22 protein-coding genes are annotated in these 19,889 nt (G+C 59.0%); 8 read left to right on the top strand and 14 right to left on the bottom strand.

Annotated features, from left to right (window positions below):
• Positions 1 to 6: 6 nt before the first annotated feature.
• A complete protein-coding gene (gene rsmI, locus ACKLNA_RS11125) occupies positions 7 to 912 on the bottom strand; it encodes a 16S rRNA (cytidine(1402)-2'-O)-methyltransferase (protein ID WP_408985884.1) in 906 nt (301 codons plus the stop codon).
• 177 nt (positions 913 to 1,089) lie between these two features.
• On the opposite strand from rsmI, the gene ACKLNA_RS11120 reads away from it, so the two are divergent.
• From ACKLNA_RS11120 to ACKLNA_RS11105, 4 genes are all read left to right on the top strand, one after another.
• Positions 1,090 to 2,901, top strand: coding sequence for a penicillin-binding protein activator (locus ACKLNA_RS11120; protein ID WP_408985883.1), 1,812 nt, complete (start codon positions 1,090 to 1,092; stop codon positions 2,899 to 2,901).
• On the top strand, positions 2,901 to 3,263 hold the full coding sequence (locus ACKLNA_RS11115) for a YraN family protein (protein WP_007956783.1): 363 nt from the start codon (positions 2,901 to 2,903) through the stop codon (positions 3,261 to 3,263). Before ACKLNA_RS11120 ends, ACKLNA_RS11115 begins: the two co-directional genes overlap by 1 nt.
• A gap of 102 nt (positions 3,264 to 3,365) precedes the next feature.
• Positions 3,366 to 3,959 (top strand): phosphoheptose isomerase, encoded by a 594-nt coding sequence (locus ACKLNA_RS11110; RefSeq protein WP_007928463.1) that lies wholly within the window; start codon positions 3,366 to 3,368, stop codon positions 3,957 to 3,959.
• Positions 3,956 to 4,534 (top strand): BON domain-containing protein, encoded by a 579-nt coding sequence (locus ACKLNA_RS11105; protein WP_085709343.1) that lies wholly within the window; start codon positions 3,956 to 3,958, stop codon positions 4,532 to 4,534. Before ACKLNA_RS11110 ends, ACKLNA_RS11105 begins: the two co-directional genes overlap by 4 nt.
• Before the next feature lie 98 nt (positions 4,535 to 4,632).
• Here the strand turns inward: ACKLNA_RS11105 and ACKLNA_RS11100 are convergent, their stop codons facing one another.
• From ACKLNA_RS11100 to rplM, 7 genes are all read right to left on the bottom strand, one after another.
• A complete protein-coding gene (locus ACKLNA_RS11100; RefSeq protein ID WP_065261496.1) occupies positions 4,633 to 5,046 on the bottom strand; it encodes a ClpXP protease specificity-enhancing factor in 414 nt (137 codons plus the stop codon).
• A gap of 16 nt (positions 5,047 to 5,062) precedes the next feature.
• Positions 5,063 to 5,680 (bottom strand): glutathione S-transferase N-terminal domain-containing protein, encoded by a 618-nt coding sequence (locus tag ACKLNA_RS11095; RefSeq protein WP_085709342.1) that lies wholly within the window; start codon positions 5,678 to 5,680, stop codon positions 5,063 to 5,065.
• Between the two features lie 148 nt (positions 5,681 to 5,828).
• Positions 5,829 to 6,611, bottom strand: a complete 783-nt coding sequence (locus tag ACKLNA_RS11090) for a cytochrome c1 (protein WP_064383969.1) — start codon at positions 6,609 to 6,611, stop codon at positions 5,829 to 5,831.
• Positions 6,611 to 7,822 (bottom strand): cytochrome b, encoded by a 1,212-nt coding sequence (locus tag ACKLNA_RS11085; protein ID WP_408985882.1) that lies wholly within the window; start codon positions 7,820 to 7,822, stop codon positions 6,611 to 6,613. Before ACKLNA_RS11085 ends, ACKLNA_RS11090 begins: the two co-directional genes overlap by 1 nt.
• Entirely contained in the window at positions 7,822 to 8,415 is a 594-nt protein-coding gene (gene petA / locus ACKLNA_RS11080) for a ubiquinol-cytochrome c reductase iron-sulfur subunit (RefSeq protein ID WP_003228055.1), read from the bottom strand. The genes ACKLNA_RS11085 and petA overlap by 1 nt, the downstream gene beginning before the upstream one ends.
• A gap of 269 nt (positions 8,416 to 8,684) precedes the next feature.
• Positions 8,685 to 9,077 (bottom strand): 30S ribosomal protein S9, encoded by a 393-nt coding sequence (rpsI, locus tag ACKLNA_RS11075; RefSeq protein WP_007961615.1) that lies wholly within the window; start codon positions 9,075 to 9,077, stop codon positions 8,685 to 8,687.
• Between the two features lie 14 nt (positions 9,078 to 9,091).
• Positions 9,092 to 9,520 (bottom strand): 50S ribosomal protein L13, encoded by a 429-nt coding sequence (gene rplM, locus ACKLNA_RS11070; RefSeq protein ID WP_007928449.1) that lies wholly within the window; start codon positions 9,518 to 9,520, stop codon positions 9,092 to 9,094.
• 244 nt (positions 9,521 to 9,764) lie between these two features.
• Between rplM and ACKLNA_RS11065 the strand changes: the two genes are divergently transcribed.
• A complete protein-coding gene (locus ACKLNA_RS11065) occupies positions 9,765 to 10,805 on the top strand; it encodes an NADP(H)-dependent aldo-keto reductase (RefSeq protein ID WP_408985881.1) in 1,041 nt (346 codons plus the stop codon).
• Between the two features lie 105 nt (positions 10,806 to 10,910).
• Here ACKLNA_RS11065 and ACKLNA_RS11060 read toward each other — a convergent pair whose 3' ends face one another.
• Positions 10,911 to 12,047, bottom strand: coding sequence for an acyl-CoA dehydrogenase family protein (locus ACKLNA_RS11060; protein ID WP_408985880.1), 1,137 nt, complete (start codon positions 12,045 to 12,047; stop codon positions 10,911 to 10,913).
• Between the two features lie 245 nt (positions 12,048 to 12,292).
• Between ACKLNA_RS11060 and ACKLNA_RS11055 the strand changes: the two genes are divergently transcribed.
• A complete protein-coding gene (locus ACKLNA_RS11055) occupies positions 12,293 to 13,189 on the top strand; it encodes a GlxA family transcriptional regulator (RefSeq protein WP_170931599.1) in 897 nt (298 codons plus the stop codon).
• Between the two features lie 63 nt (positions 13,190 to 13,252).
• Here the strand turns inward: ACKLNA_RS11055 and zapE are convergent, their stop codons facing one another.
• The 3 genes from zapE to ACKLNA_RS11040 all read right to left on the bottom strand — a co-directional run bounded on the left by zapE (position 13,253) and on the right by ACKLNA_RS11040 (position 16,447).
• Positions 13,253 to 14,347: a cell division protein ZapE gene (gene zapE / locus ACKLNA_RS11050; RefSeq protein ID WP_085606932.1), complete on the bottom strand. Its 1,095-nt coding sequence runs from the start codon at positions 14,345 to 14,347 to the stop codon at positions 13,253 to 13,255.
• A 90-nt stretch (positions 14,348 to 14,437) separates the two neighbouring features.
• The gene (locus ACKLNA_RS11045; RefSeq protein WP_408985879.1) at positions 14,438 to 15,793 is read right to left on the bottom strand and encodes a tryptophan--tRNA ligase; all 1,356 of its coding nucleotides are present in this window, start codon (positions 15,791 to 15,793) and stop codon (positions 14,438 to 14,440) included.
• A 24-nt stretch (positions 15,794 to 15,817) separates the two neighbouring features.
• Positions 15,818 to 16,447 carry an alpha/beta hydrolase gene (locus tag ACKLNA_RS11040; protein ID WP_408985878.1) on the bottom strand — a complete coding sequence of 210 codons (630 nt, stop codon included), beginning with the start codon at positions 16,445 to 16,447 and terminating at the stop codon, positions 15,818 to 15,820.
• Between the two features lie 144 nt (positions 16,448 to 16,591).
• Between ACKLNA_RS11040 and ACKLNA_RS11035 the strand changes: the two genes are divergently transcribed.
• Complete coding sequence (locus ACKLNA_RS11035; protein WP_085709336.1) at positions 16,592 to 17,026, top strand: YhcB family protein; 435 nt, start codon at positions 16,592 to 16,594, stop codon at positions 17,024 to 17,026.
• A 67-nt stretch (positions 17,027 to 17,093) separates the two neighbouring features.
• Here the strand turns inward: ACKLNA_RS11035 and ACKLNA_RS11030 are convergent, their stop codons facing one another.
• Positions 17,094 to 17,831 carry an OmpA family protein gene (locus ACKLNA_RS11030; protein ID WP_085709335.1) on the bottom strand — a complete coding sequence of 246 codons (738 nt, stop codon included), beginning with the start codon at positions 17,829 to 17,831 and terminating at the stop codon, positions 17,094 to 17,096.
• 116 nt (positions 17,832 to 17,947) lie between these two features.
• Positions 17,948 to 18,592, bottom strand: a complete 645-nt coding sequence (locus ACKLNA_RS11025) for an MBL fold metallo-hydrolase (RefSeq protein ID WP_408985877.1) — start codon at positions 18,590 to 18,592, stop codon at positions 17,948 to 17,950.
• Between the two features lie 200 nt (positions 18,593 to 18,792).
• Between ACKLNA_RS11025 and ACKLNA_RS11020 the strand changes: the two genes are divergently transcribed.
• The coding region (locus tag ACKLNA_RS11020) for a M10 family metallopeptidase (RefSeq protein ID WP_408985876.1) at positions 18,793 to 19,889 on the top strand (1,097 nt) is incomplete at its 3' end.

Genomic DNA, 19,889 nt, shown 5'->3' with positions numbered 1-19,889 from the left:
GACGGGTTACGCGCCTTTTTGCTGATCCAGCGCCACCTGATACAGCACGTTTTTGCGCTCACCGGTGATTTGCGCTGCCAAAGCTGCAGCACGCTTGAGCGGCATCTCTTCCAGTAGCAGATTAAGGATGCGCATCGCCTCGCTGCTGAGGGCATCTTCGGATTCCGGCGCAGTCCAGCCAGCCACCACAACAACACACTCGCCACGTTGCTGATTGCTGTCCGCCTCGACGAATGCCCGCAACTCGGCCAGTGGCAGGCCCTTGAGGGTTTCAAAGGTCTTGGTGATTTCACGGGCGAGCAATGCCGGGCGATCAGCGCCGAACACGGCTTCCATATCCTGCAGGCATTCGAGAATACGATGCGGCGCCTCGTAGAAAATCAGCGTGCGCGGCTCTTCCTTGATGGCTTCCAGACGCGCCTTGCGCCCCACCGCCTTGGCCGGTAGAAAACCTTCGAAGATGAAACGGTCGGATGGCAGACCGGCCGCCGACAAAGCTGCGATCAATGCACAGGCACCTGGCACCGGCACCACATTGATCCCGGCGGCACGCGCCTGGCGCACCAGGTGATAACCCGGATCGGAAATCAGCGGCGTACCGGCATCGGAAATCAGCGCAACGTTGTCGCCAGCCAGCAGACGAGTAATGAAACGACTGCCCTCATCACGCTCATTGTGTTCATGGCAGGCCGCCAGCGGCGTGGAGATGCCAAAGTGCTGCATCAGACGCTGGGAGTGGCGCGTGTCTTCGGCGGCGATCAGCGCCACTTCGCGCAGGATCCTCAACGCCCGGGCGCTGATGTCATCCAGGTTGCCGATGGGCGTCGCCACCACATAAAGCGAGCCCGCAGCGGAATTCAAAGCACCTGGAGCAGTCAAAGCGCACACCTCATGATCGGTAAAAGCCGCCATTGTAGCGCGTCACGCGCCCGGCGATGCGCTCGCGGCAGACACGGTTTGTCGCACCATTGTGCGGTCGCGCAACATTTACATCAGCTAAATTGACGGTTTCACACCAGTAACATCGCGCCCCGGCCAGCGCTTGGGTACAATTCGACGCTAATTTGATCGAGTATCAGGAACACTTACATGATCGCTTGCCTGCGGCTGTTCACTGCCCTCTGCCTCGCTGCCTTGCTGGCGGCTTGCGCCAGCTCCCCTTCCTCCAGCCTTGGCGAACTTCCACGGACTCCGGATGCCAGCATCGAGCAACTGCTCGAACAGGCCGCCCAGGCCAAATCGCCGGACAAGGCTGCACTGCTGCGCCTGAGCGCGGCGGACATGGCTTATCGCCAGGGCAATCCCGGTCAGTCCGCGCAAATCCTGCAACAAGTACCGATGGAACAACTCCAGCCAGGCCAGCAGGCATTCGCCAGCACCTTGTCTGCCGAGCTGGCGATGACCCGCAACCAGCCGAAAGCCGCGCTGGCAGCCTTGAATCATCCAAGCCTGCAGCGCCTGAGCGAAATGTCGATTCCGCTGCAGGTTCGCGCCGGCACCGTTCACGCCCGTGCCCTTGAAGCCGATGGCCAGACGCTGGCTGCCGCTCGCGAGCGCATCTTCATCGCACCGATGCTGGAAGGCGAAGCCGCCAGCAAGAACCACGAAGCGATCTGGACCCTGATTGCCTCGCTGCCGACCGATCAACTGCAACCCAACGGGACCGACGACCTCGCAGGCTGGATGAGCCTGGCCCTGGCCGTGAAAACCGCCGGCACCCTGGAACAGCAACAGACTGCCATCGACGACTGGCGCTCGCAGCACCCGAAACACCCGGCCGCGATCAACCTGCCGCTGCCTCTGACCAAACTCAAGGAACTGGCCAGCCAGCCTCTGAGCAAAATCGCTCTGCTGCTGCCACAGGACGGCCAGTTGGCCTCGGTCGGCAAGGCCCTGCGTGACGGCTTCATGGCCGCGCACTACCAGGCCCAGCAAGCCGGTCAGAAACCACCGGCCATCGTGTTCTACGACAGCTCGCACCTGACCAGCATGGACGAGTTCTACCGCAAGGCCCAGGCCGACGGCGTGCAACTGGTTGTCGGCCCACTGGAAAAACCACTGGTCAAACAGCTGAGCACCCGCCCGCAACTGCCGATCACCACGCTGGCGCTGAACTACAGCGAAGGCGACCAGGGCCCGGCGCAACTGTTCCAGTTCGGCCTCGCCGCTGAAGACGAAGCCCGCGAAGTGTCCCGCCGCGCCCGTGCCGACGGCCTGCACCGCGCTGCGATCATGGTGCCGAAAGGCGAATGGGGTGACCGCGTCCTGCGCGCCTTCAGCCAGGACTGGCAAGCCAACGGCGGCAGCATTGTCGCCACCGAGCGCGTCGATCAGCCCGTGCAACTGGCCCAGCAGATCGCCGACATGTTCCAGTTGCGCCAGAGCGAAGCCCGCGCCAAGAGCCTGCAGAATGCTGCCGGCACCAACGTCGCCGCCCAGCCTTCGCGTCGCCAGGACATCGAGTTCATTTTCCTCGCCGCGACTCCGCAACAGGCCCAACAGATCAAGCCGACCCTGAACTTCCAGTACGCCGGCGACGTGCCGGTCTACGCGACCTCCCACGTGTTCAGCGCCAGCGGCGACGTCAACCAGTACAACGACATGAACGGTGTGCGCTTCTGCGAAACCCCATGGCTGCTGGATGCCAACGACCCGCTGCGCAAACAGGTCACCGCACAATGGCCACAGGCTGCCGGCAGCCTCGGCCGTCTGTACGCGATGGGTGTTGACGCCTACCGCCTGGCACCACGCCTGAGCCAGCTCAAGACCCTGCCGGACAGCCGCATCGACGGCCTGTCGGGCAGCCTGGGCATGACCCAGAGCCAACGCGTCGTACGTCAGCTGCCATGGGCCCAGTTTGTCAGCGGCCAGATCCAGCGCCTGCCGGACACCCCGCGCTGATGCCCGACAGGTCACACCTGCAAAGCGGCAAGGATGCCGAGCGCCAGGCGCTCGAGCATCTGCAACACCAGGGTCTGCGCCTGCTGGCGCAGAACTGGTTATGTAAACGCGGCGAGCTTGATCTGGTCATGCTTGATGGCGATACAGTAGTATTCGTCGAAGTACGTTACCGAAAGAACACTCAATGGGGTGGAGCGCTTGACAGTATCGACGGGCGCAAACGGCAGAAACTGATTTTCGCCGCACAGTATTTTCTTCAGCGCGAGTCGCGTTGGGCCAATTCCCCCTGCCGCTTCGACGTGGTGGCCATCGACAGTCACCAGGGTCAGCTGAACTGGTTGCAGAATGCGTTCGACAGTTGAGCGCCTGCGCCGACCTGGACATTTTCACTCAACACTTTTGCTCTTTGCTTTGCGGGCTGCACATTCACGTGCCGGACAGCCGCGCTAATTAAGGTCACACAGATGGACATGCAATCCCGAATTCGCCAGCTTTTTCAGGCCAGTATCGACACCAAGCAACAGGCGATGGACGTACTTGCACCGCACATCGAGCAAGCCAGCCAGGTAATGGTCAACGCCCTGCTCAACGAAGGGAAAATGCTCTCGTGCGGCAACGGCGGCTCGGCCGGCGATGCCCAGCACTTTTCCTCGGAACTGCTCAACCGTTTCGAGCGCGAGCGTCCGAGCCTGCCGGCCATCGCCCTGACCACCGACAGTTCGACCATCACCTCGATCGCCAACGACTACAGCTACAACGAAGTGTTCTCCAAGCAGATCCGTGCACTCGGCCAGCCCGGCGATGTGCTGCTGGCGATTTCGACCAGCGGTAACTCGGCGAACATTATTCAGGCGATCCAGGCCGCACATGATCGCGAAATGATTGTCGTAGCTTTGACCGGGCGCGATGGCGGCGGCATGGCGTCGCTGCTGCTGCCCGAAGACGTCGAGATTCGCGTACCGGCCAATGTCACCGCACGTATTCAGGAAGTCCACTTGCTGGCGATCCATTGCCTTTGTGATCTGATCGACAGCCAACTGTTCGGGAGTGAAGAATGACCCCTAATCGCCTTGGCCTTCTGGCCTTGACCCTGTGCCTCGGCATTACTGGCTGCACCTCCGTGGTGAATGCCAGCCGCGAAGCACCGATCGAAGACGATCGCGGCACCCGCACCTTCGGCAGCAAGATCGACGATTCATTGATCGAGACCAAAGTCGGCGTCAACGTGGCCAAGGCCGATCCGGGCCTGGACAATGACTCGCACATCGTCGTTACCAGCTTCAACGGCATCGTGCTGCTGGCCGGCCAGACCCCGCGCGAAGACCTCAAGGCCAAGGCCGAACAGGCTGCCGCCAATGTGCAACGCGTGAAGAAGGTGCACAACGAACTGCAAGTGATCGCCCCTTCGAGCTTCCTCGCCCGCCAGAACGACTCCTGGCTGACGACCAAGATCAAAACCCAGATGCTGACCGACGCCAGCATTCCCGGCTCGCGCATCAAAGTCGTGACCGAGAACGGCATCGTCTATCTGCTCGGCCTGCTGACCAAGCAGGAAGCAGCCCAGGCCACCAATCTGGTCCAGGGCGTGTCCGGCGTGCAGAAGATCGTGAAACTGTTCGAGTACATCGACTGAGAACGATCTGCCCTCGGCGGCGCTTACGAAAGCGCTATCGCGAGCAGGCTCGCTCCCACGGGCACAAAAAAGGCGATCCGGTTGGATCGCCTTTTTTATTACTTCACCACTTTCAGGCTTGGCCGGCCGCTTGGGCGCGGTGGTTCGCTGTCTGGTGGCGGAATATCGTCATCCTGCTCGATCTCGTCTTCGTCATCCATCGGCGACTCCAGATCGAACACCATGCCCTGACCGTTCTCCCGGGCGTAGATACCCAGGATCGCAGCAATCGGCACGTACAGACTGTGCGGAACACCACCGAAGCGACCTTCGAAGGTCACCACGTCGTTGTCCATGTGCAGATGCCGCACGGCACTCGGTGAAATATTCAGGACAATCTGCCCGTCACTGGCAAAGCCCTGTGGTACCTGCACTGCCGGGTACTCGGAGTTGACCAGCATGTGCGGGGTGCAATCGTTATCCACAATCCACTCGTAGAGCGCGCGGACCAGATAAGGTCGACTGGAGTTCATAGCGGCTCCTTAAGCCTTAGCGCATGTCGCGTTCGACACCAGACAGACTCGCCTGGAAAGCCTCACGCGCAAATTGACGCTCCATATAATCAAGCAGCGGCTTGGCCGGCCGCGGCAGTTCTATACCCAGAATCGGCAAACGCCAGAGTATTGGCAATAGGCAGCAATCCACCAGACTTTGTTCCTCACTGAGGAAAAACGGCTTGTCGGCGAACAGCGGCGACACGCCCGTCAGGCTTTCACGCAATTCCTTGCGCGCCACGACACGCGCAGCTTCCTTGGTGCGTGAATCCAGAATCAGATCCACCAGACCACACCAGTCACGCTGGATACGGTGCATCAACAGACGACTGTTGGCACGCGCCACCGGGTACACAGGCATCAATGGCGGATGCGGGTAACGCTCATCCAGATACTCCATCACCACGGTCGACTCCCACAACGCCAGGTCGCGATCGACCAGCGTCGGGAGACTGCCGTAAGGGTTCACTTCAATCAGTTTAGGCGGCTGACGACCAGCCTCCACAAAAATGATTTCGGCGCTGACACCCTTCTCTGCAAGCACGATGCGCACTCGGTGGGAATAGTGGTCGGCGGGGTCGGAGTAACAGGCCAACCGATTGGTCACGCCCATGGCGATCCTCCTCGCTTGTTGAAATAGTCGGAGCCGGAAAAACGCGCGCGCCCAGAGGGCGCCTCCCGCAGTACCTGGCTGACCAGGCCTTGCGTTTTCAGAGGCGCCCTTGGGCGCGCGCGATTAACAGCAATTGCTTGAAGCGTTATCAGTGCACGTCTTTCCAGTATTCACGCTTGAGCAGGTAGGCGAACACAAAGAAGAACGCCAGGTACAGCAATACGTAAGTACCGATGCGCTGATGTTGCAGCTTAACCGGGTTAGCCGAGTAAGCCAGGAAGGTTACCAGATTCTTGACCTTCTCATCGAACTGCTCTTCGTTCAGGGTGCCGGTTTTCGGCACGATGGTCAGTTGATCGCAAGCCTCATGGGTCAAAGGCGTACCGGTCAGCGGATCGTACTGCTTCTTGCCATCCTCGACGATCTGCACCTGTTTGCAACCCACGACCTGGCGACCTTGCAGGCCGACCAGCACGTTAGGCATGCCGACGTTCGGGAAGACCTTGTTGTTCACGCCCCATGGACGCGCCGGATCTTCATAGAACGAACGCAGATAACCATACAGCCAGTCGGTGCCACGAACACGCGCCACCAGGGTCAGGTCCGGTGGCGCTGCACCGAACCAGGTCTTGGCGTCGGCCGGTTGCATGCCGATGTTCATGTGATCGCCGATCTTGGCACCGGTGAACACCAGTTTCTCCAGCATCATTTCGTGCGGAACGCCGAGGTCATCGGCAACACGCTCGTAACGCTGGAACTTGGCACTGTGGCAACCCATGCAATAGTTGGCAAAGGTGCGTGCGCCATCCTGCAGGGCGGCCTTGTCGGAAACGTCGATATCGACTTTTTCCAGTTCCGGACCACCGTGTTCCGCAGCAAAGGACAGCACAGGCAGAGCAGCAAAAATCAGAGCAAAAAATAACTTTTTCATCAGCCAGTCACCCTTTCCGGAACCGGTTTGGTCTTCTCGAGCCTGGTGTAGAACGGCATCAGAATGAAGTAGGCGAAGTAGAGGAAGGTGCAGACCTGCGACAACAGCGTGCGCTCCGGCGTCGGGGCCAGAACCCCCAGAATGCCGAGGATCACGAAGGAAATGCAGAACACCACCAGCCAGATTTTGCTCATCCAGCCTTTGTAGCGCATCGATTTGACCGGGCTACGATCAAGCCATGGCAGCACGAACAGCAAGGCAATCGAGGCACCCATGGCGATAACGCCCATGAGTTTGTCCGGGATCGCACGCAAGATTGCGTAGAACGGAGTGAAGTACCAGACCGGTGCAATGTGCTCTGGCGTCTTGAACGGGTTGGCTTGCTCAAAGTTTGGTTTTTCGAGGAAGTAGCCACCCATTTCCGGGAAGAAGAACACAATGAAGCAGAAGATGAACAGGAAGACCACCACACCGACGATGTCTTTCACGGTGTAGTACGGGTGGAAAGCGATGCCGTCCAGCGGCACACCGTTCTCGTCCTTGTGCTTCTTGATGTCCACGCCGTCCGGGTTGTTCGAACCGACTTCGTGCAACGCCAGGATGTGCAACACCACCAGACCGAGAATCACGATCGGCAAGGCCACTACGTGCAGGGCGAAGAAGCGGTTCAGGGTGATTCCGGAAATCAGGTAGTCACCACGAATCCACTGGGTCAGGTCGTTGCCGATAACCGGAATCGCGCCGAACAGCGAGATGATCACCTGGGCGCCCCAGTAGGACATCTGACCCCATGGCAGCAGGTACCCCATGAAGGCTTCGGCCATCAACGCCAGGTAGATCAGCATGCCGAACACCCACACCAGTTCCCGCGGCTTCTGGTACGAACCGTAAAGCAGGCCACGGAACATGTGCAGATAGACCACGATGAAGAACGCCGAAGCGCCGGTAGAGTGGAGCAAACGCAGGATCGAGCCGTACTCGACGTCGCGCATGATGTATTCGACGGAGGCGAACGCCTCTTCCGCCGACGGGGTGTAGCTCATGGTCAGCCAGACACCGGTGACGATCTGATTGACCAGAACGAGCAGCGCCAGCGAGCCGAAGAAGTAGAAGAAGTTGAAGTTTTTTGGAGCGTAATACTTGCTGAGATGGTCTTCCCACATTTTGGTGGCGGGGAAGCGCGCATCAACCCAATCCATGAACTTGCTCATCACGCTTTCTCCGTATCGACGCCAATGACAATCAGGTCATCGGTCTCATAGGAATGCGGGGGTACTGGCAGGTTCAAAGGCGCAGGTTGCGACTTGTAGACGCGGCCAGCCAGATCGTAGTGGGAACCGTGGCAAGGGCAGAAATAGCCACCTACCCAGTCTTTGCCCAGATCCGCGGGTGCCACTTCGGGACGGAAGGTCGGTGAGCAACCCAGGTGAGTGCAGATCCCGATCAGCAGCAGGATTTCCGGCTTGATCGAACGCACTTCAGGGTCGACATAGGTGGGTTGCGTGGAGTTTTTGGAGGTCGGATCGGAGAGCTGGCCCTCGATCTTCTTGAGATTCCCCAGGATTTCCGCAGTACGGCGAACAATGAATACCGGCTGGCCGCGCCATTCAGCAATCATCTGCTGTCCGGGCTCGATCTTGCTGACATTCACTTTCACCGGTGCGCCGGCAGCCTTCGCCTTGGCACTGGGAAACCATGACCCCACGAACGGGACCGCAGCCCCCACCGCTCCTGCAGCACCCACCACGGATGTGGCCGCTACCAAGAAGCGACGCCGGCCTGCATTCACGCCGTCATTGCTCATTCAGTCCTCTCCCATCAGCTTTGTGGCCTGTTAAATCAGGCATCTACTAAATATGAAACAATGTACTTATAAAAATTTTGCCGAATGGTAATGAAAACCCCCAATTCTGACAAGGTAATTACCCGGAGGGCTGGCCCTCAAGCCTTGTAGTATAGGGGGTCTACGAATGTGGCAAGTTGTCACAGCGCAATTATTCGAGAAATCGCACGCATAAAAAAACGCCCGGTTCCGTGAGGAATCGGGCGTTCTTTTTGAACGTGGAAGCGGAATTAACGCTTCGAGTACTGCGGACGCTTACGCGCTTTACGCAGACCAACTTTCTTACGTTCAACTTCACGGGCGTCGCGGGTAACGAAGCCAGCTTTGCGCAGAGCGCTACGCAGGGTTTCGTCGTAGTCCATCAGAGCGCGAGTGATACCGTGGCGGATTGCGCCAGCCTGACCACTTACACCACCGCCGATCACGGTGACGTAGATGTCGAATTTCTCGACAGTCTCGGTCAGTTCCAGCGGCTGACGAACTACCATGCGGGCAGTTTCGCGGCCGAAGAACGAATCCAGCGAACGGTTGTTGATGGAGATGTTACCAGTACCCGGACGCAGGAAAACGCGTGCGGTTGCGGTCTTGCGACGGCCAGTGCCGTAATTTTGAGTCGCCGACATAATGAACTATTCCGTTAAATCTTCAGTTCTTGGGGCTGCTGAGCAGTATGAGGGTGTGCAGCGCCCGCATAGACTTTCAGCTTACGGTACATGTCGCGACCCAGCGGGTTCTTAGGCAGCATGCCTTTAACCGCGGTCTCGATCACGCGCTCAGGGGCCTTGGCGATCAGTTTTTCAAAGTTGATCGACTTGATACCGCCCGGGAAACCGGAGTGGGAGTAGTACATTTTGTCAGTGGTTTTAGCACCGGTTACACGAACTTGCTCGGCGTTGATTACGACGATGTAGTCGCCGGTGTCAACGTGAGGAGTGTACTCAGGCTTGTGCTTGCCACGCAGACGGCTCGCGATTTCGGTGGCCAGACGACCCAGGGTCTGACCAGCAGCGTCGACGACAAACCAGTCGCGCTTTACTGTTTCCGGTTTAGCAGTAAAAGTTTTCATTCTTTATAGCCTCAGGGGCCGCCTGTAAATAAGACGGCGGATCTTACTGAATAGTGCGTACTTTGACAAGTCAAAGGCAGCCGGATACAGACGCTTTCGGGGGCTCGGGTCGGCGCGTCCGTTCAACGGCAAGATTCTTCGGCGGCGGGGCATCACTTCCACTGCAGAAAGAGGTCGGCAATTATGCAGATTGCGAAAAAAATTTCAACCTGCTTTTATGCTTGTTTTGCCCAAGGAGCACCCGATGGACTATCGCCAGCTAGGCCGTACCGACCTGAACGTGAGTGCAATCTGCCTCGGCACCATGACCTGGGGCGAGCAAAATACTGAAGCTGAAGCCTTCGCCCAGATCGAGCGGGCCAAGGGCGCCGGGATCAATTTCATCGACACCGCCGAGATGTACCCGGTGCCGCCGAAAGCCGAAACCTACGCCACCACCGAGCGCTACATCGGCAATTACTTCAAGAGCCGCGGCGACCGCGCCGACTGGATCCTCGCCAGCAAGATCGCCGGCCCCGGCAACACCATCGACTACATCCGCGACAAAAACCTGCGCCACAACCGCCAGCACATCAACGAAGCCGTGGACGCCAGCCTCAAGCGCCTGCAGACCGATTACATCGACCTGTATCAACTGCACTGGCCGGAGCGCAGCACCAACTTTTTCGGACAGCTGGGCTACAAACACAAGATCGAAGCCAACCTCACCCCGCTCGAAGACACCCTCGAAGCGCTCGATGAGCAAGTGAAGGCCGGCAAGATCCGCCACATCGGCCTGTCCAACGAAACCCCGTGGGGCACCATGCGCTTTCTGGCCCTGGCCGAAGCCCGTGGCTGGCCGCGCGCGGTATCGATCCAGAACCCGTACAACCTGCTCAACCGCAGCTTCGAAGTCGGCCTGGCGGAAATCGCCATTCGCGAACAGTGCGGCCTGCTCGCCTATTCGCCGCTGGCATTCGGTTTCCTGTCGGGCAAGTACGAAGGTGGCGCCCGCCCGCCAAAAGGTCGCCTGAGCCTCTACAGCCGCTTCAGCCGCTACTTCAACGCGCAATCGGAAGCAGCGTGCAGCCGTTACGTGGCACTCGCCCGGGAACATGGCCTGGATCCGGCGCAAATGGCGCTGGCCTTCGTCAATCAGCAACCGTTCGTCACCAGCAACATCATCGGGGCGACGACGCTGGAGCAACTGGACAGCAACATTGCCAGTTTCTATCTGAATCTTTCAGACGAAGTGCTTGAAGGGATTGAAGCGATTCACAAGGATCATCCGAACCCGGCTCCTTGATTGGCAGAAAAAACGCTTTCGCGAGCAAGCTCGCTCCCACAGGCACGGTGATCACCTGTGGGAGCGAGCTTGCTCGCGAAGGGGCCAGTCAATTCACTGCAAAACTCAAAGCGACCGCGCAATAATTTCTTTCATGATTTCATTGGTACCGGCATAGATCCGCTGCACCCGCGCATCCGCCCACGCCCGGGCCACCGGGTACTCCCACATGAAGCCGTAACCGCCATGCAACTGCACGCACTCGTCGAGCACCTTGCATTGCAGGTCGGTGCCCCAGTATTTGGCCATTGCCGCCGTCGGCACATCCAGTTTTCCCTGAAGATGCAGCTTCAGACAGCGGTCGACGAATACCCGGCCGATCTGAATCTCGGTGGCCATTTCCGCCAGTTTGAAGCGGGTGTTCTGGAAGTCGGCGATCGCCTTGCCGAACGCCTTGCGGTCACGGGTGTAATCCAGCGTCCATTGCAGTGCTGCCTCGGCTGAAGCCAACCCGCCAATCGCCACCGTCAGCCGTTCCTGCGGCAGTTCCTGCATCAGATAGGCAAACCCGGCACCGGCTTGACCCAACAGGTTTTCCTTCGGCACGCGCACGTCCTGGAAGAACAATTCCGACGTGTCCTGGGCCTTCATTCCGACCTTCTCCAGGCGCTTGCCCTTGTCGAAGCCCGGCGTGTTCGCCTCTACCAGAAACAGACTGGTGCCCTTCGCACCCGCTTTCGGATCGGTCTTGGCCACGACGATCACCAGATCAGCCAGAAAGCCGTTGGTGATGAAGGTCTTCGAGCCGTTGATCACATATTCGTCGCCATCCAGCACAGCCGTGGTCTTGACGCCCTGCAAATCGGAACCGGCACCCGGCTCGGTCATGGCGATGGCGCTGACCATCTCGCCGGACACCAGTTTCGGCAGGTATTTCTGCTTCAGCGCCTCGCTGCCGTAATGCAGGATGTAAGGCGCAACAATGTCCGAATGCAGCGAGAAACCGATGCCGGTCAGACCCAGTCGGCCTACTTCTTCAATCACTACGGCGCTGTACAGGAAGTCCGCCCCCAGCCCGCCGTATTCCTCAGGCAGATGCGAGCAGAGCATCCCCGCCTCCCCTGCCTTGTTCCAGAGTTTACGGTCGATGTAGCCTTGTTTTTCCCATTGTCCATGGAACGGCACCGCCTCTTTCTCAAGGAAAGTCCGCACGCTGTCGCGGAACAATTCGTGCTCGGAGCTGAACAGGGTTCTGGGAATCATGCGTCACCTTTCGTTCTTGTTGGAGGGATCAGACCTTCAGAGACTAAGCCGCACACCCGTTACAGGACACTGGACACATCCGACAAAAAATAAGACGATCCAGCCGTCTGGTGACCACTTTCCCTTATAAAAACAAAAGTTGAATTATGTCCAAGCAAGCCTCCACGCCCTTGCGGCGCGTCAGCATCCTGGCGATCGACCGGGTTTTCGCTTCCACCCTCATGCAAGCCAAGGATTTCTTCCATCTGGCCAGCCTGCGTTACGGCAAACAACTGGGCCACGGCCTGACTCCGGCGTTCGAAACCCGCCTGGTCAGCCCCGACGGCAAACCGGTTAACAGCTTCAGTGACGTGGTCATGCCGGTGGACGGCGGCCTGGAAAATGCCGACGTCATCATCCTTCCGGCCTTCTGGGATGACTTCGACACGCTGTGCCAACGTTATCCACAGGTCCTGCCCTGGCTGCGTGAACAGCACGCCCGTGGCGCCGTGCTCTGCGGCGAGGCCACCGGGGTGTTCTGGCTGGCCGAGGCCGGCCTGCTCAACGGCAAGGAAGCGACCACCTACTGGCGTTTCTTCAATGCCTTCGCCGAGCGCTTCCCCAAGGTCTATCTCAATCAGGACAAACACCTGACCGACGCCGACAACCTGTACTGTGCCGGCGGCACCACCTCGGCCTGCGACCTCTATATCTATCTGATCGAGCGTTTCTGCGGTGCCAATGTGGCGCAAGCCGTGGCCCGCGACATTCTTTATGAAGTGCAGCGCAGCTACTCACCGGGCCGCATCGGATTCGGCGGCCAGAAGCTGCACCAGGACGTGATCATCCTGCAGATCCAGCACTGGCTAGAAGAACACTTCGCCGACAAGTTCCGCTTCGAAGACGTAGCCCGCGAGCACGGCATGAGCATCCGCAACTTCATGCGCCGCTTCCAGACCGCCACCGGTGACAAGCCGCTGCACTACCTGCAACGATTGCGCATCGAGACCGCCAAGGGCCTGCTCTCCGGCAGCCGCAAGAGCATCAAGACCATCAGCTACGAAGTCGGCTACGACGATGCGAGCTTCTTCGCACGCCTGTTCCGCCAGCACACCGAACTGTCGCCGAACCAGTATCGACAGCAGTTCCAGCAAGCTGCCTGACAATTCGACCAGACACAAAAAAGGGCCTGCATCTGCAGGCCCTTTTTTATTTGCCGAATCCGCTTAAGGCTTGTGCGCCCGGGAAAGGAATTCGTGGGATTGCATCTCCAGCAGACGGCTGAGGGTCCGCTGGAATTCGAACGTCAGGCGCCCGCCGGTGTACAGGTCTTTCAACTCGACTTCGGCAGAAATGATCAGCTTGACGTTACGGTCGTAGAACTCGTCGACCATGTTGATGAAGCGACGGGCGATGTCGTCGGTGGTGACACTCATCTGCTCCACGCCACTGAGCAGCACGGCGTGGAAGATCTTGCCCAGTTCGATGTAGTCGTTCTGGCTGCGCGGGCCGTCGCACAGTTCACGGAAGTCGAACCACGCCACGTCATCGCAGGTGCGCAGGGCACGGATTTCGCGGTTCTCGATGATCAGCACATCGTTTTCCACGGCCGCCGTGCATTCAGGCGTCAGCGCACGGAAGCTCTTGCGCAGGCTCTCGTGAGCGGCTTCGTCGAGCGGGAAGTGGAACAGCTCCGCTTGTTCGAGGTGACGCAGACGATAGTCGACGCCGCTGTCGACGTTGACGATTTCGGTGTTCTGCTTGATCAGCGCGATGGCCGGCAGGAAGCGCGCGCGTTGCAGGCCGTCCTTGTACAGTCCGTCGGGGACGATGTTCGACGTGGCGACCAGGGTTACGCCGTTCTTGAACAGTTCTTCCATCAGCGTGCCGAGGATCATGGCGTCGGTGATGTCGGAAACGAAGAATTCATCGAAGCAGATGACCCGAGATTCGGTCGCGAAACGCTTGGCGATGATGGTCAGCGGGTTTTTCTCGCCGCCGAGGGTTTTCATCTCTTCGTGCACGCGCTTCATGAAGCGGTGGAAGTGGGTGCGGGTCTTTTCCTTGAATGGCAGCGCTTCGAAGAAGGTGTCCACCAGGTAAGTCTTGCCGCGACCCACGCCGCCCCAGAAGTACAGGCCCTTGACCGGCGTCTGATCCTTTTTGCCAAACAGCTTGCCCAGCAAACCCGGCTTGTTCTGCTCGGCCGCGATCAAATCGTCGTACAGGCGTTGCAAGTGACGCACGGCAGTTTCCTGCGCCGCATCGTGGAAGAAGTCCGGGCGTTTCAGATCAGCTTGATATCGTTCTAGGGGCGTCATAATTCGTTAGCAAGGCAACAAAAACGGGCCGTCACTGTAGCGATGGCCCGTGGGAATGGCAATCGGCCCTTGGTCGGGCCGGCCCGTTGATTATTCCTGAACCGGTGTCAGAGCGATCCGCAAGGCCTCGATGGCCGCATCCCGCGCAGCGATGTCGGCAAACGCCGGGCTGTCACCGACACACTGGCCTTCCAGCCAGACGCTGAAGCTCAGGTCTTCGCTGCGCACATCCAGCGCCTGACCCGATTGCAGTTGCTTGGTCACCTGGCCGGCGGTCTTGCCGTCGGCGAAGTTGCGCGACAGCAGCAGTTGCTCGCCGTCAGCAGCCAGCAGACGGAAACGGAAGCTGCCGTCGTCTTCGCGGAAGCTGACGAAACGCGCGGCTTTCGCGGCTTTCTTCTTGGTGGTCGCGGCCACCTGAACCTGATTGACGAAGGAGCGCAGGCCTACCGCTTCGCGCAACTCGTTGAGGAACGGCGTCGCCACCGCACGAGCCTTCTTGGCGCCGTGTTGCAGGATGTCCTCCAGATCTGCCGGACGTTCAATCAACTGGTGATAACGCTCGCGGGACTCGCCCAGTTCGTTGTCGAGCAACTGGAACAGACGGTTCTTCGCTTCACCCCAACCCAGACCGCCCAGCAGCTCGCTGCGGAACTCATCGGCCTGCGCCGGCGTGGCGAACGCCTGGAACAGGGTGAACAGGTGCGAATTGTCCGGATCCTTCGCTTCGCCCGGCGCGCGGGAGTCGGTAACGATCCGCGAGATCGCGTCCTTCATGTCCTTGGCGCTGGTGAACAGCGGGATGGTGTTGTCGTAGCTCTTGGACATCTTGCGACCGTCCAGGCCCGGCAACGTGGCGACGCTTTCCTCGATCAGCGCTTCGGGCATGGTGAAGAACTCCTTGCCCTGGCCAAACAGGTGGTTGAAGCGCTGGCCGATATCGCGGGCCATTTCCACGTGCTGGATCTGGTCGCGACCGACCGGCACCTTGTGTGCGTTGAACATCAGGATGTCCGCCGCCATCAGCACCGGGTAGCTGTACAGGCCCATGGTGATGCCGGCATCCGGGTCTTCGCCGGTCTCGACGTTCTTGTCCACCGAAGCCTTGTAGGCATGAGCTCGGTTGAGCAGGCCCTTGGCGGCGACACAGGTCAGCAGCCAGGTCAGCTCGGGGATTTCCGGGATGTCGGACTGGCGATAGAAGGTCACACGATCCACATCCAGGCCACCGGCCAGCCAGGTCGCGGCGATTTCCAGACGCGAGCGCTGGATGCGCAGCGGGTCATCGCATTTGATCAGGGCGTGGTAGTCGGCCAGGAAGTAGAACGAATCGGCGTTCGTGTCACGGCTGGCGACGATCGCCGGGCGGATGGCACCGGCGTAGTTGCCCAGGTGCGGGGTGCCGGTGGTGGTGATGCCGGTGAGGATGCGGGTACGGTTCGTCATGGGTAATCGCTTGTCAGACTGCAATCAATTCGAGAGACGCGGCAGGATCAGATCCTTGAGATCGGTCAGCTTGCCATGAAAAAAGTGTCCGCATTCTGCCACTTTCAGCAGCTCATGGGGGCGCTGGAGTTTGTCGGACCATTCGTAGACCAGTTGTGGATCGATCACTTCGTCGGTTTCCGGCTGGATCACGGTCAGCTCGCCCTGCTGCGGCAACTGATCCTGATCCCCTAGACGCATGACTGCTGGTGCCACCATGAACAGATGCTTAAGTTGCACGCCCTGCTCTTCAAGACGACCGCCGAGACTTGCTGCAACAAATCCACCGAAGGAGAAACCGAACAGGGTCAGCGGCAGATTCGGGTGTTTTTCCAGCAGCCAGGCAGCGGCTACCTGGGCGTCATCGACTTCACCGCTGCCCATGTCATGGGAACCTTCACTGGCACCGACGCCGCGATAGTTGAAACGCAGGGTGATCAGGCCCGCGTCGCGCGCGGTGCGCTGCAAGGTCGAGACGACCTTGTTGAGCATGGTGCCGCCCTGCACCGGGTTGGGGTGGCAGATCAGCGCGATGCCGCGTGGCTGCTCGTTGTCCAGGTACAGGGATTCAAGTTGACCCACCGGGCCATCAATCACTACAGGGGTTTCACGCATCAGCAAGGAAGGAACTCCGTGACCTCGAATCGGGTCGACTCGTCTAGCAAATTGTCTGTGCCAATCTATTGCGAGTGAATCGCGGTATACAGCGCAGGTTCGAGCCGTTAACGTAAAGCAAAGCCGTTTATAGAGGAAGGACTCGTGGAACACTCGCTCTTAGTTTGGTTGTTGCCGACTCTTGCCCTGGTTGTGGGTGTCGCCATTGGTTTCCTGATCGCACGCGTTGCGCCGAACGCCGCGCCCAGCCGCACACAGCGTCAACTGGACGACATTCAGGAACGTTTCGACAGTTATCAGAATGAAGTGGTGACCCACTTCAACAGCACCGCCAATCTGGTCAAGAAACTGACCCAGAGCTACCAGGAAGTACAGGATCACCTCGCCGAGGGCGCCAATCGTCTGGCCCTGGACGAACAGACCCGTCAGCGTCTGCTGGCCTCCCTGCACTCCGAAGCGGTTCAGGCTCCACGGGAGCGCCTGACGCCACCGCACAGCCAGGAGCCACCGCGCGACTACGCGCCGAAGACTCCGAACTCGCCTGGCATGCTGGATGAGCATTACGGTCTGAAGAAGTAATCAGCCTTCGCACCAACAAAAAGCCCCCGGACAATTACTTGTCCGGGGGCTTTTTTGTACCTGACAGTTACGGATACTGCTGAACCGTACCCGGCTGCTGTTGCTGCTGACCACCGTACTGCTGGCCCGGGATCGCCTTCAGGTTGACTTCAACGCGGCGGTTCTGTGCCCGGCCATTGACGTCACCGTTGCTGGCAACAGGATTATCCGGGCCGGCACCACGGGCCGACAGGTTGGCACCGCTGACGCCTTGCGAGGTCAGGTAGGTTGCCACGCTCTGCGCACGACGCTGGGACAGGTCCATGTTGTGCTGGCGGCTGCCGGTGCTGTCGGTGTAGCCGACGATCTCGATCTGGTTCTGGTTGAATTCCCTGAGCGAGCCCGCCAGGTTGTTCAGCGGTTGATAGAAGCTTGGCGCGATATTCGCCGAATCGGTGGCGAAGGTGATGTTGCCCGGCATGATCAGCTTGATCTGGTCACCCTGACGCTGCACCTCGACACCGGTGTTGGCCATGCTGGCGCGCAGTTTCTTCTCCTGCTGGTCGGCGTAATAGCCGTAACCGGCAGCGGAAGCACCGACGACGGCAGCGCCGATCAAGGCGCCCTTGCCACGGTTGTTGTGGTCGATGGCAGCACCGGCCAGCGCACCGGCAAGTGCACCGAGGCCGCCGTACTTGGCGGTTTTGCTCATGCCCTGGGAGCCACCGTCGGCCTGACCCTGATTGTCATACGGGTTGGGCGAGGCGCAGCCGGACAGTACGGCTACGGCAGTAGCGACAATAATCAAACGACGCGTGGTGAACATGGAGAGCTCCTACTTTTTTGCATTCTGTGGTGCAACGGCCGTTTGGCAATGGACCTTTGCGGGCGTTGGATCATGACAATGCACAAAAATTCCGCCGGGCACTCGTGACAAAATGTTTAGGCGCGCACGAACGGATTTTCCCGCATTTCATCGCCCAGACGCGTGTCCGGGCCGTGTCCGGCCACAACGGTCGCGTCTTCGTCCAGTGTGTACAGCCGCTGCTTGATCGATCGCACGATGGTCGCCTGATCGCCGCCCCACAAATCCGTGCGCCCTACTCCGCGCCGGAACAATGTGTCGCCGGCAATCAACAGCTTAGCCTCGGAAAACCAAAAGCTCATGGAACCGGGTGTATGCCCCGGCGTGTGCAGCGCCACACCGCAGCCACAGGCCAGCTCTTCATCGTCGCTCAGCCAGCGATCCGGTGATGGCACCGGGGTGTAAGGCACACCGAACATCTGGCATTGCATCTCGAGGTTGTCCCACAGGAACTGATCCTCTTTATGCAGATGCAGGGTTGCGCCGGTTTTTTCTTTCATTTGCCCGGAGGCAAGAAAGTGATCCAGATGCGCGTGGGTGTGAATGATGCTCACAAGCTTCAGACCCAGCGCATCCAGACGCGCCATGATCAGGTCAGGATTGCCGCCAGGGTCGACAACGATGGCTTTTTTGGTAATTGGGTCGCCGATGATCGTGCAGTTGCACTGCAAGGGGCCGACGGGGAAGGTTTCGCGCAGAAGCGCAGGACTTGGGGCAGACATTTAAATCCTCGACAGACGGCAATACGCGTTCGCTAAGGATTCTACCCCACAGGCCGATATAGATCGCCGGGTCAGTAATTTGACGCCATCAATCGGAAAATGATGGCTCAATGATGTCAAATGTACAAAATCTGGTGCAAAATCGCTTTTTTTTGTAGCGGTCGCATTCAGGAAGGGCCGCAGCGCATTCAGGAAATCCCATGCCGACGCCCAAGACGTATTCCCCCACTTTCACCGCCACCCTGACTGGCAACGCCATTGTCGACAGTCTGATCTCCGGCACCTTCTGGCTGGGTTCCAACTGGACGCCCAACGGGCCGACCAACCTCAGTTACAGTTTCATGGCTCCGGTGACCTCGTACTTCATCACCAACTACAGCCCTGACAATGAATACAATGCCCTGTATGAGTTGACGGCCGGTCAAAAGACCGCGGTGACCAGCGCGCTCAGTGCATGGAGCGCCGTCGCGAACCTGAATTTCACATTGACCACCGATACCTTGTTCAACGTCGGTGACCTGCGCTTTGGCGCCTACCGGTTGATGGATGACAAAACGGCAGCCTGGGCTTATTTCCCTGCCGATACACCGACTGCGGGCGACGTCTGGATCGGGCCACAAACAAATGATCCGAATCCGGGCAAAGGTAGCTACGACTACCTGACGTTCGTTCATGAAATCGGTCATGCGCTGGGCCTCAAGCACCCTTTCGACGCGAGTAATACCAACAAGCTTTTGCTCGACCCAAAACTCGACGACGTCCACTTCACAGTGATGAGTTACAACAGTAACTACTCCTATCAGCCAACGACGCCGATGGTTCTGGACATCATCACGATGCAGAGCCTGTATGGCGCCAACATGCTGTGGCAGACCGGCAACAACGTTTACAAGTGGGATGCCAACCAGTCGATTTTCGAAACAATCTGGGATGCGGGGGGCAATGACACGATTGATGGCAGCAACCAGCTGGCGTCTGTTGCCATCAATCTGAATGAGGGCTCGTACAGCGAGATCGGCAAGGCCTTCGTTGACCTGAACAATCAAACGGCAATCAGAGACGGTCTGGCGATTGCCTATGGTGCAAAAATTGAAAACGCCGTCGGCTCGGCGTTCAACGACATACTGACGGGCAATGACCTAAATAACATTCTGAACGGTATGGCGGGCGCCGATACCATGGCTGGAGGCAAAGGCGACGACACCTATTACGTCGACAATGTCGGCGATACCGTTATCGAAACGGCCAACGCCGGCATCGATACGGTCATGGCCTCGATCGATTACACCCTGGGCAC

The organism is Pseudomonas sp. UV AK001, from assembly GCF_046097675.1.
Taxonomy (GTDB): Bacteria; Pseudomonadota; Gammaproteobacteria; order Pseudomonadales; family Pseudomonadaceae; genus Aquipseudomonas; species Aquipseudomonas kribbensis.
Note: the sequence above shows the minus strand (reverse complement) of the source record. Positions and strands in the feature narration are given on the sequence as shown.